Source organism: Psychrobacillus sp. Z16_25 (genome assembly GCF_056856695.1).
On the sequence record NZ_JBXEOV010000003.1, the window covers coordinates 42,637 to 56,855 of the forward strand.

At 38.8% G+C, this 14,219-nt stretch carries 15 protein-coding genes; 5 read left to right on the plus strand and 10 right to left on the minus strand.

Annotated features, from left to right (window positions below; genetic code table 11):
• Nucleotides 1-3 precede the first annotated feature (3 nt).
• Nucleotides 4-276, minus strand: coding sequence for a YlbG family protein (locus AC1VU3_RS04745; protein WP_480390028.1), 273 nt, complete (start codon nucleotides 274-276; stop codon nucleotides 4-6).
• Between the two features lie 160 nt (nucleotides 277-436).
• On the opposite strand from AC1VU3_RS04745, the gene AC1VU3_RS04750 reads away from it, so the two are divergent.
• On the plus strand, nucleotides 437-1,339 hold the full coding sequence (locus AC1VU3_RS04750) for a glycerophosphodiester phosphodiesterase family protein (protein ID WP_482982922.1): 903 nt from the start codon (nucleotides 437-439) through the stop codon (nucleotides 1,337-1,339).
• A 243-nt stretch (nucleotides 1,340-1,582) separates the two neighbouring features.
• Here the strand turns inward: AC1VU3_RS04750 and AC1VU3_RS04755 are convergent, their stop codons facing one another.
• Nucleotides 1,583-2,029, minus strand: coding sequence for a YlbF/YmcA family competence regulator (locus AC1VU3_RS04755; RefSeq protein ID WP_480390026.1), 447 nt, complete (start codon nucleotides 2,027-2,029; stop codon nucleotides 1,583-1,585).
• An 87-nt stretch (nucleotides 2,030-2,116) separates the two neighbouring features.
• Here AC1VU3_RS04755 and AC1VU3_RS04760 point away from each other — a divergent pair, with 87 nt between their 5' ends.
• On the plus strand, nucleotides 2,117-2,614 hold the full coding sequence (locus AC1VU3_RS04760; protein WP_482982923.1) for a PaaI family thioesterase: 498 nt from the start codon (nucleotides 2,117-2,119) through the stop codon (nucleotides 2,612-2,614).
• Here the strand turns inward: AC1VU3_RS04760 and AC1VU3_RS04765 are convergent.
• Complete coding sequence (locus tag AC1VU3_RS04765; RefSeq protein ID WP_482982924.1) at nucleotides 2,563-4,029, minus strand: UDP-N-acetylmuramoyl-L-alanyl-D-glutamate--2,6-diaminopimelate ligase; 1,467 nt, start codon at nucleotides 4,027-4,029, stop codon at nucleotides 2,563-2,565. The genes AC1VU3_RS04760 and AC1VU3_RS04765 overlap by 52 nt on opposite strands.
• Nucleotides 4,030-4,131: 102 nt before the next feature.
• Here AC1VU3_RS04765 and AC1VU3_RS04770 point away from each other — a divergent pair, with 102 nt between their 5' ends.
• Complete coding sequence (locus AC1VU3_RS04770) at nucleotides 4,132-4,863, plus strand: amino acid kinase family protein (RefSeq protein ID WP_480390023.1); 732 nt, start codon at nucleotides 4,132-4,134, stop codon at nucleotides 4,861-4,863.
• Here AC1VU3_RS04770 and AC1VU3_RS04775 read toward each other — a convergent pair.
• Nucleotides 4,857-5,939, minus strand: coding sequence for a CAP domain-containing protein (locus tag AC1VU3_RS04775; protein WP_480390022.1), 1,083 nt, complete (start codon nucleotides 5,937-5,939; stop codon nucleotides 4,857-4,859). The genes AC1VU3_RS04770 and AC1VU3_RS04775 overlap by 7 nt on opposite strands.
• Before the next feature lie 146 nt (nucleotides 5,940-6,085).
• Here AC1VU3_RS04775 and AC1VU3_RS04780 point away from each other — a divergent pair, with 146 nt between their 5' ends.
• Entirely contained in the window at nucleotides 6,086-6,454 is a 369-nt protein-coding gene (locus tag AC1VU3_RS04780) for a YugN family protein (RefSeq protein ID WP_480390021.1), read from the plus strand.
• Nucleotides 6,455-7,477: 1,023 nt separating this feature from the next.
• Complete coding sequence (ytvI, locus tag AC1VU3_RS04785; RefSeq protein ID WP_480390020.1) at nucleotides 7,478-8,542, plus strand: sporulation integral membrane protein YtvI; 1,065 nt, start codon at nucleotides 7,478-7,480, stop codon at nucleotides 8,540-8,542.
• A gap of 70 nt (nucleotides 8,543-8,612) precedes the next feature.
• On the opposite strand, the gene AC1VU3_RS04790 is transcribed toward ytvI, so the two are convergent.
• The 6 genes from AC1VU3_RS04790 to coxB all read right to left on the minus strand — a co-directional run bounded on the left by AC1VU3_RS04790 (nucleotide 8,613) and on the right by coxB (nucleotide 14,202).
• Complete coding sequence (locus tag AC1VU3_RS04790; RefSeq protein ID WP_482982925.1) at nucleotides 8,613-9,074, minus strand: DUF420 domain-containing protein; 462 nt, start codon at nucleotides 9,072-9,074, stop codon at nucleotides 8,613-8,615.
• Nucleotides 9,075-9,092: 18 nt separating this feature from the next.
• On the minus strand, nucleotides 9,093-9,998 hold the full coding sequence (gene ctaG / locus AC1VU3_RS04795) for a cytochrome c oxidase assembly factor CtaG (RefSeq protein ID WP_482982926.1): 906 nt from the start codon (nucleotides 9,996-9,998) through the stop codon (nucleotides 9,093-9,095).
• A 248-nt stretch (nucleotides 9,999-10,246) separates the two neighbouring features.
• Nucleotides 10,247-10,582, minus strand: coding sequence for a cytochrome c oxidase subunit IVB (gene ctaF, locus AC1VU3_RS04800; RefSeq protein WP_482982927.1), 336 nt, complete (start codon nucleotides 10,580-10,582; stop codon nucleotides 10,247-10,249).
• Nucleotide 10,583: 1 nt separating this feature from the next.
• Nucleotides 10,584-11,210: a cytochrome (ubi)quinol oxidase subunit III gene (locus AC1VU3_RS04805; protein ID WP_482982928.1), complete on the minus strand. Its 627-nt coding sequence runs from the start codon at nucleotides 11,208-11,210 to the stop codon at nucleotides 10,584-10,586.
• Nucleotides 11,211-11,212: 2 nt separating this feature from the next.
• Nucleotides 11,213-13,081: a cytochrome c oxidase subunit I gene (locus tag AC1VU3_RS04810; RefSeq protein ID WP_480390015.1), complete on the minus strand. Its 1,869-nt coding sequence runs from the start codon at nucleotides 13,079-13,081 to the stop codon at nucleotides 11,213-11,215.
• A 35-nt stretch (nucleotides 13,082-13,116) separates the two neighbouring features.
• On the minus strand, nucleotides 13,117-14,202 hold the full coding sequence (gene coxB / locus AC1VU3_RS04815) for a cytochrome c oxidase subunit II (RefSeq protein WP_480390014.1): 1,086 nt from the start codon (nucleotides 14,200-14,202) through the stop codon (nucleotides 13,117-13,119).
• Nucleotides 14,203-14,219 lie beyond the last annotated feature (17 nt).

A 14,219-nucleotide genomic window follows, 5' to 3' on the forward strand; every position in this document is an offset into this window, starting at 1 on the left:
AAGCTATAAGCCTATTTTGTAGTCATATTCCTTGGCTTTGTCAGGCTTACTATTCTCATACTCTGTTTTAATAAACGGACGATACGATTCCAATACTTGTCGCACAAAAGGTAGCTTGTTCATCTTTTGTTTAGCTGCTTCAATATCATCCTGATTACAGTATAAAACTACATATTTTTGTTTTTTCGAAATATAATGAACGTGACCATATTTCCGTAAAGACTTAGCCTGCTTCAAGTGATTTATATAAACAATTAATCCTTGTCTTTCTATCATAAATTTCCCCTCGCTTCTTCCTTAAAGAATACCATAGGGAAGAAAATGATAGCAATACTGCTGACAGGTAATTCTACATTAGCTATAATAAAATTTGACAAGAATAACAATTTGTAAAAAAATTAGCTATTTTGACTGTATTTCATAAAGGGGGATTCCCATGGGGAAAAAGAAGAATGTCGCAATCGCAATTGCTGCAGCTGCCGGTGCTGCTTGGGCAGGTACAAAAGCCCTATCAAAGCCTAACAGTCGACCTCCTAAGGATGCTTTAGAGTATGATCAGCCAATCATCCTTGCCCATAGAGGTGGAGCGGCATTAGCACCAGAATGTTCACCAGCAGCTTTTGAACAAGCCGCAAGTCTTGGTGTCCATGGATTTGAAATTGATATCCGTCTTACAAAAGATGAAGAAATTATTGTTTTTCACGATGAAACATTAGAAAGAGTTACTGACATGACAGGCAAGGTTTCCGACTATACGTTGGACGAGCTGAAAGTTGCTGATTTAGGCTATCATTTTATTGACCTGGATGGAGTGAATTCCTTCCGCGATAAAGGACAAACAATCATAACATTAGGTGAATTGCTAGATGCTTATCCACAAATGCTAGTCAACATTGACATGAAGGACGCGCCAGACACTTACGAAGGTAGCCTTATGCCATCCAAGCTTTGGAGGCTAATCGAGGAAAAGCAAGCATATGACAGAGTAGTGGTGACGAGCTTTTACGATGAACAAATTGACCGCTTTAATCTGTATGCTCAGAATACTGTAGTACTAGGGGCAGGAGAGAAAGAAGTAAAGAAGGCTTATACTGCCTATTCAAGCCAATTTAGACATCTATATCATCCAAGAGCGGATGTTTTCCAGATTCCCATTCGTTGGAAAATGATTCCATTGGACATGCCTAGCTTCATAAAATTTCTTGGTTCTTTGAATGTCCCAGTACACTACTGGACAATTAATGACCCAGTCATGATGAAAAAGCTCATTCAAAATGGAGCAAAGGGTATTATTACAGACAGACCAGATTTAGCGATGAATGCGCTAAAGCTTGATTAAAATATAGAGGTTGCATAAAGGTTGCTAACGGATTGCAGGATATATAGACTCCTGTCCGGACAACAAATGTACTGAGCCGGGATCGATTGAATCATCACTATCAGCCTCATTTAATCTAGAAGCTAATTCACTCAAGCTTGATCATATGCAACTTCGCATATAAAAAAGGGGCTATCCCGGAAAGGTCCTTCTTTCGAACCTTTTGGGACAGCCCTTCTATTATTGAACAGATACTTATGACGCTTACGCCGAGCAAGAGCAAGCTCCACCCGAGCCGCAGCCAGTTCCACAGCTTGAGCCTGTGGAGAAAAATGGATTGCTAACTGGCACTTTAATACCCTCTGAAACAGATTTCCCAATGATCAAGCTAATTTGATCCATCAAGTCTTGAAGGTCATTCTCTGCTATCTTGTAAGCAGCAATCTCCTCCGTCATGTCGATCTCTCGTTTCATTACACGAATGTCCTTCATGACCTTTGAATAATCTGGATGGTATTTACCGAAGCGTTGAACATCCTCATACTGCTCCTTCAGCTTGTTAAATTGATAGATTTTCTCTACAAGCTGCTTATTTGTATATACAGCACGATGTGCATTTAGGTATTGGTCATATTGCTCAGAGGATAAGATCATCGTACATAAGACATCTGACTGGTCCATAATATCGGCCCATTCACTCGTCATTATCATTTAGTAAACCTCCAATCCTGTTAATCATAACAGAAAAAGAGGAAAATGTGCTAAACTTATTACCTTAAAAGTTGGGAGTTTAAAGAAATGACTGAATTACAAGGCTTATTCGAACAGACACTAAAGGATGCAAATGAAGTAGAAAAGCAGCTAATCAAAGACTTTCTACTAGGCATTCAAAACAAACAAACAGGAGTGGCACCAACCTATATTAACGCAGCACTTCAAATGGACACTACCTTTGAAGGCGAAACATGTAAAATTACGATGCCAGTAACTCCTTTAATTTACAATAGCTTTGACATGCCACATGGTGGCATCATCGCCACGCTACTGGATAACGCAATGGGATTTTTAGTGAATAAGGATCTACGCCCACTTGGAAAAGGAGCCGTAACCACGAACATGACCATCCACTACGTGAAGGCAACCCAAGAAAAGACGCTTATCGCTACTTCCTCCTACTTACATAAAGGAAAGCAAACAATCGTTTTAGAATCAAAGGTTACACAGCCTGATGGCAAAACAATCGCTTACGCAACAGGGTCCTTCTTTGTTATTACGCCATCAAGCTCTAAAAAGTAAGCAGCGACCTCTTCATAGTCTGAGAAGGGTAGAATTTCATCCTTGATAATCTGCTCCTTCTCATGACCCTTACCCGCAATTACCACCACATCACCCTTTTCTGCAATTTCAAGCGCAAGGCGTATAGCAGCTCTACGATTTGGCTCTAATAAAACCTTATCTGGATTGGCCCCTTTTAGAATATCCACAATGATCAAATTCGGGTCTTCATTTCTTGGATTATCGGACGTAATAATAGCCTTTGTCGCAAATTTGGTTGCTACTTCCCCCATAGATGCTCTCTTTTGCTTATCTCTATTCCCCCCACACCCAAACACCACATAAATATTCTTCCGTGCGTAAGAGGCAATAGCAGACAGACAAGCCTCTAAAGCGTCCGGTGTATGTGCATAATCGACCAGCACCTCTACCCCATGCGTATTTTTCACGCTATCCAATCTTCCAGCTGGCAACTGAAGCGCTTCTACACGTTCGCATGCATATCCAAGTGTCAGTAAGATAGCAATGGCTGCGGCTAAATTTAAACCATTATGATAGCCGGTGTTAGGCATATCTGCTTGCAGCTTTCTTCCCTCCACAATAAATTCGTATCGACTAGGGTCGCAGCTATAGACCTCTTTTGAAAATACAACATCATTATGAGCACTTTCTCCAAAGCTTTTTGTTGGCAAATACGCTCTATCTGCAACAGACCTACACCATTCATCGTTGTCATTCACCACTAGATGCTTTGCTAACAGTACAAGAAGCTCCTTTGCCTTCTTATAAGGCACCATCCCACCATGGAACTCCAGATGATCCTTTCCTATATTTAAAAAGGCTGCTACATCAATCGGATATCCTCCTAATCGATTATCCAACAAGCCCTGGGAGGAAGCCTCCAGCACAATATAATCCACCTGATGCTCATAACAATAACGAACTACTTGAATAAAATCATAAAAAGGAAGCGTCGTATTGCTTCTATAGTTTGCTGCTAGCCTCTCTCCGTTTACGTAAACCCCTAACGTACCAATGACACAAACAGACTTACCCTGCTGCATGAGAAGCTGACCAGTAAATGTTGTAACGGTTGTCTTCCCATTTGTTCCTGTCACGGCAATGGTTTTCATATGCTTTCCATATTGCTCAAAAGTCATATAGGCAATCCTATCTTTTACCAAGCACATATCATGCGGCACAACGATCTGGGGAACGATACAATCTGGAATAAATCTCTCCGTCAACACAGCCACTGCCCCATTTTTAATTGCTTCTTCAATAAAGGATGGATTGTTCGCCTCTGATACAAAGACATCCCCATCTTGCACTTGTTTTGAATGATCAATAAATCTATTTATGGCAAGGCTTTGAAGTTCCCCTATTATTTTGTATTCTAACCCCACTAAGAGTTCATTTAATGGATAAATAGCCACTCACTCCCTACACCAAACTTTTGTTATCGCATACAGTAAAATGAATTCCTTGTATCGTATGAACGGAGTGTTTGAAATGTCACGAATAGAGTTGTTGAATAAATGATAGTCCAAAAGTACGGCGGAATTGCTATGCAGGATGAGAAACACCGACAATTAGTCAAAGAAAGAATCACGAAAGCAATTTCTGCTCATCAACAAGTGTTAGTTGTCGTCTCGGCCATGGGTAGAAGAGGACAAAGCTATGCTACTGATACTCTTCTAGATTTGCTCCCCCCATCTGCTCCTAGTGTAGAAACGGATTTATTATCCGCTTGTGGGGAACTCATATCAGCGTCTGTATTATGTGCAGAGCTGAAAAACGATGGTATTCCAGCAACCATGTTATACGGCAAAAATGCTGGAATTATTACGAATGAGGATTACGGCAACGCCGTGATCAAAACTGTAGATACAGAAGCAATCCTTCAGTCATTTCAAGAATTTCAATGCATCGTAGTACCAGGTTTTCAAGGCGTTTCCGAAAACACCCAAAACTTCACGACACTTGGTAGAGGAGGCAGCGACTTAACAGCGGTTGTTTATGGCTATTACTTACAAGCAGATGTAGTAGAGTTCTATAAAAATGTCCCAGGTATTATGACATCAGACCCCTTTCGCAATGAAGGAGTAGAGCTAATCCCTTCTATGACTTACGAAGAGCTTCAAGAAAAAATAAATGAACCCGTCGAAGTCATACAAAAAAGAGCAGCAAATTTTGCTGCCCTTCACAACGTCCCCCTGCACATTCGCTCCTTATATGAGGAAAGTAACGGAACTTATATTTATCAATAATCATACTTTTTCTTCCACATACCCGGTCGTTCAATAAAGTTTTGAGTGTAATAATTACTGTACACCCCTACTCCAGTATGGGTGTACGTTTTTCCTAATAAAGTATCTCGATGATCCTTAGAGTTCAACCAGCCGTTAACTGCTTCTCCTGCATCAAAGTAAAAGGCTGCAGTGTTTCCACCTGCTCTATTGAAGGAAATCGAGTACTCCTTCAGCTTGTCACTAAACTTGGCAATTTCAAAGCCTTCATTTGCTACTATATTATTCTTTGCCATCTCTTCACTATTTGTTTGAGCCATCTCTTGTAAAGCTGGGTCTGATTCAAGCACCTTTACACCATGTCGAAAGCGATAGACATTCGAAATCTCTACTACTTGTCTAGCATTCTCAATATCTATTTTAGCTTGCAGCGACGAGTTTGGGATCGGTGTTTCCACTACAGAGCCGCTATACAAAATATCATAAGGTTTATGAAGCAGCAAGGTAGTTGGATCCGTAAACCGAACAGCCTCTAAGCTTTGATCTTCCTGATCAATATACAGCATGGCATACACGTCCTCAAACTGCACCAGTATTCTAGTATGAATATCTTGCTCATTCAGAGAAAACGTATACATATTCTCATCCAGGGTCATCGTTATCTCAGAAGAGACGAGCGTAAAACGATAAATATCTTCAAGAGTTTGACCGATTTGGTAGGGAGCCGTGTCTAGCATATTTCCAAACGCAAAAACCTGCGTAACCTTATCGTCCTGAACACCTACTAGCATATAACTAGAAAAAGAAGCATTATACACCCACCAATCATATCCAAACGAAGACGGCTCGACCCTGATCGGTTTCCCATACTCCTCGACCACCTGCTTCGTCGGCTGCCCAATGAAAGTGGAAAGTCCGATTTTCGGCCTTTCAAAAATATTATTTGTCTCTACTATTTCATTTTCCTCTAAAGGAATAAGCTGTCCGTAATTATTTGAGCCAGTAATGATCTCATTTTCCTGTATCGGAGTATCAAAATATATATAGAGTAATAACAAAAATACTACTATAAGCAAAATGCGAAATAGATTTTTCATTACCCCCACCCCCTACAGTTTCTTCTTCATAGTATATCAAGTCATTACATAAACAGACAATGTTATCATTGCAACATTCTTAAATTTAAATTAATATAAAATAGAACGTATTTTTAGGTAATTGAACGTGAAGGAGGTAAACAGCAATGTATTTCGAAAACACTGGAATAGAAAACAGAGTAGTAGATTTAAATCTACTTGATGATGTAATGAAAGAACATGGTTTAGTTCGTGCAGGTCAATGGGACTATGAGCGAGTGACTTACGATAAAAAGTATGTTATTAAAGAGGGAACTTTTTATCTTCGCGTGTTTGGTTACACAAAAGATGGAGATGTAGGCGCTCATGACGCAAACATTACCCTACTAAAGCCTGTTCTTGGTAAGCACTACTATCCACACGGTGTGGAATATGGAGAAGGCGAGCACTTCCCTAACCACCTTGTAAAATCATGCCAACAAACACTAGCTGCTTTAAACAAAGAACTTGCAGCATTTGAAAATCACCATGCATAACCTGTAAGAAGACAAAGCTATTATGGACTTTGTCTTCTTTTTTTCTTCTAAATCATCCTCTATTACTAGACCGGATATTGAGCATTGGATATCTATTTCTCTTCGAATAATTGTCCCCCCTGTCGTACCCAAGAGAAAGCTGCCTATTCGGGTTTCGAATGAGAATAAGCACCAGTACCAAAATTCCTTGCTTACTATTCAGGATTCCTGACCGATAACTAGATTATAAGCTAAGTGAGAGTAAATCCCTTGTATCCGAGAGTAAACCATCCCTAACCGAGAGTATTGGGTCTAAATGAGAGTAAGCCTCGTCTATCCGAGAGTAATCGACATCTATCCGAGAATAAAGTCTTGGCAAGCGAGAGTAAATCCCATTCGAACGAGAATAAGCTCTAGAATCGAATCGAAGATCCTTGCTTACTATTCAGAATTCCTGTTTATAAGCGAAGTGAGAGTAAATGACTTGTATCCGAGAGTAAACCATCCCTATCCGAGAGTATTGGTCCTAAACGAGAGTAAACCTCGTCTATCCGAGAGTAATCGACATCTATCCGAGAATAAAGTCTTGGCGAACGTGAGTAAATCCCATTCGAACGAGAATAAGCTCTAGCTTCGAAAAATCCTTGCTCACTATTCAGGATTCCTGTTTATAAGCGAAGTGAGAGTAAATAACTTGTATGCGAGAGTAAACCATCCTTATACGAGAGTATTGGGCCTAAATGAGAGTAAACCCCGTCTATCCGAGAGTAATCGACACCTATACGAGAATTAAGTCTCTACGAACGAGAGTAAGTCCCACTCGAACGAGAATAAGCTCTATAATCGAATATACTCCTTTTACCACCCATTCCCACTTAATAGAAAAAAAAAACTCAAATTCTCCATATACATATTGTCCTTATGGAAAAGGTTAGAATAAGTATCTAAAAGTTAACGTAAAGTGGAATGTTAAGGAAATTTTCCCGTTCAAAATGGAATATGTTGTCTATACTAATAAGAGCAAGCACAAAGGAGCAATGGAGAATGGTATTAAAACGAATAAAAAAAGAACATATTAAATACGCTGTGGTGATTCTCATACTCCTTCTTGTAGCTCTTTTTATACTACCTGCGTCTATTCCTATCGTATTGGCTTTGCTCACGGCAATATGCCTTGAACCTATCGTCAAATTTACGGAAAGGACATTTAAATGGAAGCGGAAACCGGCTGTCATAGCAAACTTCAGCTTTTTTATTACCATCATTTCTGGTTTGCTATATTTGGTCATTACAAAGTTAATTAGCCAGCTCCTTTATTTATCCAATATGATTCCATATTATCTAAACAACCTAACGGGATTTTGGATTGATTTTCAAAATAATTTATTCAAATATATGGAGGGTCTACCTACCGAGATTGTTTCTACCATCCAGGACAAATTGGATTCTATATTAATGAGTATGCGAGATGCTTTGCTAGATCTCCTTAGCTATTCTAATATTTCAGCATTACTTACCAATATTCCAGGTTTTATTGTAAATTTTATTGTGTTTATCATAGCGTTATTTCTATTTATGCTTGATCTCGAAACGCTGAGAGTTAAGTTTTTTTCCTTCTTATCAGATGCTACTGCCTATAAGGTTCGCTTCATGTCAGGTAGTGTGAAAAAAGTGGCAATTGGTTTTTTCAAGGCTCAGATACTAGCAAGCTTAATCATTCTTGTCGCATCTTTCATTGGTCTATTATTTATTATCTCTCCGAAATATGCACTGATTATGGCAATCGTCATTTGGATTATTGATGTTATCCCGATATTAGGATCTATAGCAATACTGGGGCCTTGGGCTATCTATCATTTTATTACAGGAGATATGATACTCGCTACGAAGCTAACGATATTAGCTATTATTCTGCTCATTATAAGAAGAGCTGTCGAGCCTAAGCTAATGGGCTCTCAAATGGGCATATCTCCTCTCGCAATTTTAATCGCGATGTTTGTTGGAGCAAAGCTGTTTGGCTTCCTAGGCTTTTTACTAGGACCTTTGATTGTCATACTCTTTTTAACCGCAAAGGAAGCGGGAATGATTCGCTTAAATTTCAAGCTATAATCAAAAAAGTGGGGTCTGAATCAAAATATTGATTCAGACCCCACTTTTTATAATAGAAACAACCCTAGATTTACCCACCAAGAATGGCTTTAAAGACAGATGTTGTATCTCCACCACTATAGAAAACATACAGCAGAAGATATACTGCGACACCAGTGATAGCTACGAAAAACCAGATAACACTTGTAATAGGACCTATTTTTCTATGCTTTTTAATATTGTCCTTATAGCCAAGGTAAAGCGTAACTAGTCCAAAAACTGCTCCTACTGTCGCTAATATAATGTGGAAAATCAAGAAGATAGTATAATATATTTTAATATCTTCTGGACCACCAAATGCCGTATTCCCTATAAATAAAGTTCGAGAAACGTAGATAATGAAAAAAGTTAAGGCAGATATAGCAGCAAGGGTCATAGCTTTTTGATGTGCATCTATTTTTCTTTGCTTAACTAATATCCACCCGATTGCTACTAAAACCGCACTTAGTACGATAAAAAATGTACTAATGGTAGGTAAAACTGGAAGACTCATCTTCATTCTCCTTAGAAATTAAAATTTTGCTTGTATTTTTAAATCGTCTAATGCCTTTTGTGTGATTGCGTCCGCATTATCTTTTTCTGATTTAGACCATTTGAAGAAAATCGAAGCTAAGAAAAATGCGTAAATTAGCTCTTGAATTATCTTCATAAGAATGCCACCAAGCTGCTGATCCGCATGAGGTGTCATACTAGAGAACAATTCAGGTCCTGATAGGTTTAGACTGGATAAAGTATCTACTGGGACACAAAGCTCCATTGCCTTCAACCAAACATCCGCATTTGTATAAGTTTCATACATGGCATGTCCAGAAAATATAATTAGCGCACACGCTGGTGTGATAAGAATCGCACTCGCCACAATAAAGCCTATCTTTTTCAAGCCATGCAAACCTTCTCCCACTACATCAAATACAGACCACCACATAAACACAGCTGATAAAAATAAGCCAAATGTGTATGCTCCATGTAGTGCTTCATTTAACTTCACATAATCAAAAATCATTGGAATATGATAAATCGAAAAAATAGCAGTAAACACGATAAGAGCCAATAAGGGCTTCGTCACTATAGGAAATATCTTTTTCACAACTGGAAGTTCAATTACAGCCTTCCACACCCACCAAGGAATCCCCTTGATCAGTAACGGTGGCACCAATAGGAGTAAAAGAGCCATCTGTGTCATATGAAAAGAAAACATAATATGTGCAAGTAAATCAATCGGTGAGCCTTTTACGATATAAATTAAAACAAGTGCTATAGTAAAATTGATTGCTTCCGACTTTTTCAATGGTTCAGAGACCTTAAAATCGCCTCTCCACTTTACTGTGATTAAATAATATAAAATAGCCATACAAGCTAATAATCCAATTAATACCGGACTCCACAATGCCTGGAACCCAAATATGCTGATAGACATAGTCCACCCTCCTTTAAACGTTGCTCCATCTTATTATACTGGGCTGCTACCATAACATCAAATGAACGAACTATGACAATTCAGAAAAAAGGTTCATCAGTAAAATGTTGGGTGGTGTCATGCAGCTGTCTTTAACAGCACTTCTCTTTTAGTAACTTGTTACGATTAAAAACATTGCAACCAAAATACAAAGAATACATTTTTAAATAATAAAAAGGCTAAGTGAAAATTCACTTAGCCTCTTTTTATTAGTTCCACCAAACGATTGTGATGAACGTAATAACAAATGTTGCACCGATCAATGCGCCAAAGTACAAGAAGAACGCTGGTACATTGTGTCCCTTCTCACTCATGTGCATGAAATAATACAGTTGAAGTACTACTTGCACTCCTGCTAAAAGCAGGATAATTGGAATAATGAAGTATTTTGACATATCAGCAGCTACTGCAGTAAATGCGATAAGCGTTAAGAAAATCATGATAGCGAAGGTTGTAACCTGTAATCGCATATTTTCTCTTCTTTTGCGCTTTAAATATTCAAATTCCGTGTTAGATCTTACGTAAACTTGTGTGTCGTGTGCCATCTTAACCAACAACTCCCATCAAGTATACTACTGTGAAGATGAATACCCACACTACGTCAATGAAGTGCCAGTATAACGAAGCAGTATAATATTTTGGTGCGTTATACAAGTTAAATCCGCGTTTTGCGTTACGAATTAGTAATAGAATAATCCATCCTAATCCAATCACAACGTGAAGACCGTGTGTTCCTACTAAAGTAAAGAATGCAGAGGAGAATGCACTTTGTCCATAAGTAAAGCCTAAATGTACATAGTGATTAAACTCATAAATCTCTAATGCTAGGAACGCTAAACCTAGAAGAACTGTAATTGCCATCCAAGTCTGAGTACCTTTAAAGTTATGATTCTTCAGATGATACATTGCGTAAACACTTGTCAAAGAAGACGTTAATAGTAACATCGTCATCACAAATACTAAAGGTAATTCAAATAATGTTTGAGTTGAGAATTCCATTCCCTCTGGACCTTTGTTTTTTAACGCTAGATACGTTGCGAACAAACTCGAGAAAAGAACCGTTTCACCACCAAGGAATAGCCAGAAGCCTAAAAACTTGTTTTTACCTTCCAGTGTAGCCTGCTCGGGATGATCAGGCCATGATTGCGGGGAGTACTTTTTATTTAAGTCCATTATTAATTACCCCCTTTTTCTTTCATTAAATCTTCTTTATGGATGTGATATCCAAGATCATCTTTCACAGAACGTACAGCCATAGAAGCAACTGTGATTGCAAGACCGATTACGAGCACTGGTACAGACCAATCACTATCAGGCACGTCATTGTAAAGAGCACCGAATGCTGCAATGAATAAACCTAGAGACATTACGAAAGGAATAAAGGAATTATTTGGCATATGGATATCAGAGATTGGCTCTGCGTATGTCATTCCTTCTTTATTTCCTTCTTGCTTTTCAATCCAGAAAGTATCTAATCCACGAACAAGTGGAGTTTGTTTAAAGTTGTAGAATGGAATTGGTTGTGGAATCGCCCACTCAAGTGTACGTCCATCTTTCCATGGGTCATTACCAACTTTTTCGTTTTTCACAACTGTCAAAATAATATTCACTACTAGGATAATAACACCAATTGCCATGAAGATCGCACCGGAAGAACTGATAGCATTGTATAAATCCCATCCTTGGTCTGCTCCGAATGTGAATACACGACGTGGCATACCCATTAATCCTAAGAAATGCTGTACGAAGAACGTTAAGTGGAAACCGATAAAGAAGAACCAGAAAGTCCACTTACCTAATTTTTCACTTAGCATTTGGTTAAACATTAATGGCCAGTATAAATGTAGCGCAGCTAAAATAGCTAATACTACCCCACCTACGATTACGTAGTGGAAATGGGCAACGATAAAGTAAGAATCATGTAATTGATAGTCAAGCGGAGCAGCTGCTTGCATGACACCAGTAACACCACCAGCTACGAATGAAGGAATGAAACCTAACGCATAAAGCATAGGTGTCGTAACCTTGATACTTCCTCCCCAAATGGTAAGTAGCCAGTTAAAGATTTTAACCCCAGTAGGTACCGCAATTGCCATCGTTGCTACCGCAAAGATTGCGTTTGCTGTAGGCCCTAAACCAACAGTGAACATATGGTGAGCCCAAACCATGAATCCAAGGAAACCGATTAATACTGTAGCGAATACCATCGCAGTATAACCAAATAGTCTTTTACGAGAGAATATAGCAAAAATCTCAGAGAAAATACCGAATGCCGGTAAGATCAAGATATATACTTCAGGGTGTCCGAAAATCCAGAATAAATGCTCCCAAATAATTGTATTACCACCCATTGTGTGATCAAAGAAGTTACCATAGAACATACGGTCAAAGATTAAGAAGAAAAGACCAATTGTTAATGGTGGGAAAGCGAACAGAATTAACGCACTAGCAACAAATGTAGTCCAAGTGAACAACGGCATACGCATATACGTCATACCAGGTGCACGCATGTTAATAATTGTTACTAGGAAGTTGATACCCGCTATATATGTCCCTGCCCCGGATATTTGGAGCCCGAGTGCATAAAAGTCAATACCAAAACCAGGTGATGCTAGAGAAAGAGATGCATAAGAAGTCCAACCAGCATCAGGTGCACCATCAAAGAACCAAGAAAGGTTTAAGAAGATACCACCGAAAAAGAATAACCAAAATCCAAGTGCATTTAAAAATGGAAATGCTACGTCACGCGCACCAATCTGTAATGGCACGACGGCATTCATAAAACCAAAGAGTATCGGCATGGCGGCAAGGAAAATCATTGTTGTACCATGCATTGTTATAATTTCATTGAAAAGACCAGCACTTAAAAAATCATTGTCCGGTTTTGCTAACTGAATACGAATTAGCATTGCCTCGATACCGCCGATTACAAAGAACAAACCACCGGTAGCAAGGTAAAGGACTGCGATTTTCTTATGGTCAACCGTAGTAAGGTAATCCCATAAGGTTGCGCCAAAGCCTTTTTTCTTAGCTATAGAACTCACAGCTTAAACCTCCCTCATATTTATCTGTTGATAGATTACTTTTCAACAGATAATCCCATTAAGTATTCTGCTAGAGCATCTAATTGCTCATCATTAAATTTCTTGCCGTTGTTCATTGTTTCAGGCTGCGGCATGATATTTCCAGGCTTGTATTTCTGAGGATCATTGATCCAATTTTTAAGATCTTTTTCGTCATGTTTCATGAAACCAGCTACACGGTTACGATCTCCAAATGACGCTAAGCTTGGTCCTTGTTGATCAGCAGGTGCTGTTCCTGAAGTAGCATGACATCCAATACAACCAGCGCTCACAAAGATTTCTTCTCCTTGTGCTGCTAGCTCTGAATCAGCAGAAGCTTCTGTCGTTTTCATTGCTTCTACCCAAGTGTTGAAGTCTTCCTTAGCTAGTGTTTTTACTTTGAAATCCATTAAAGCATGGGATGGACCACAAAGCTCTGCACATTTACCGTAGAATACTCCGTCTTTCAGACCTTCAGATTCTTTATCAAACTCTAAGTAGAATTGGTTAACGTTTTCTACGTTATTATCCATTTTCCCACCAACGGATGGAATCCAGAATGAGTGTTTAACATCCGCTGCTTTTAAGTTGAAGTAAACTTTTTCATTCGTAGGAACTACTAATTCTTGTGCAGTAACAATACCTAAATCTGGATATTCAAATTCCCACCAGTATAGTTTAGCAGTTACATTCACTTGAAGAGCTGTTTTATTCCCCTCTTCATCTACTTCTTCCATTGCTGATACATCTGCATGCTTATACGTGTAATAAACAGTTGGAACTGCAAGGATAAGAATTAAAATAATCGGAACAACTGTCCAAATTAGTTCAAGTGTGTGACTTCCTTCTACTTGCTTAGGAATGACATCTTCTCCAACTTTTTTACGATTGAAGCGAGTAAGCGCGATTACATAGATGATTACTACCACTATAATAACAAAAGTCATAATTGCAGTCGCGAGTAGTAGCAAATTAAATTGATCTCTTCCGACTTGTCCAGCAGGTGCTAGCGTAGATAAATATTCTTCGCCACAACCCGACAAGAAAATCGTAAGAGCTGCTAACAGTGAAAAAAGTCGCCATTTTTTGAGCCCTTTCATCATAGCTAAATCAAACCCCT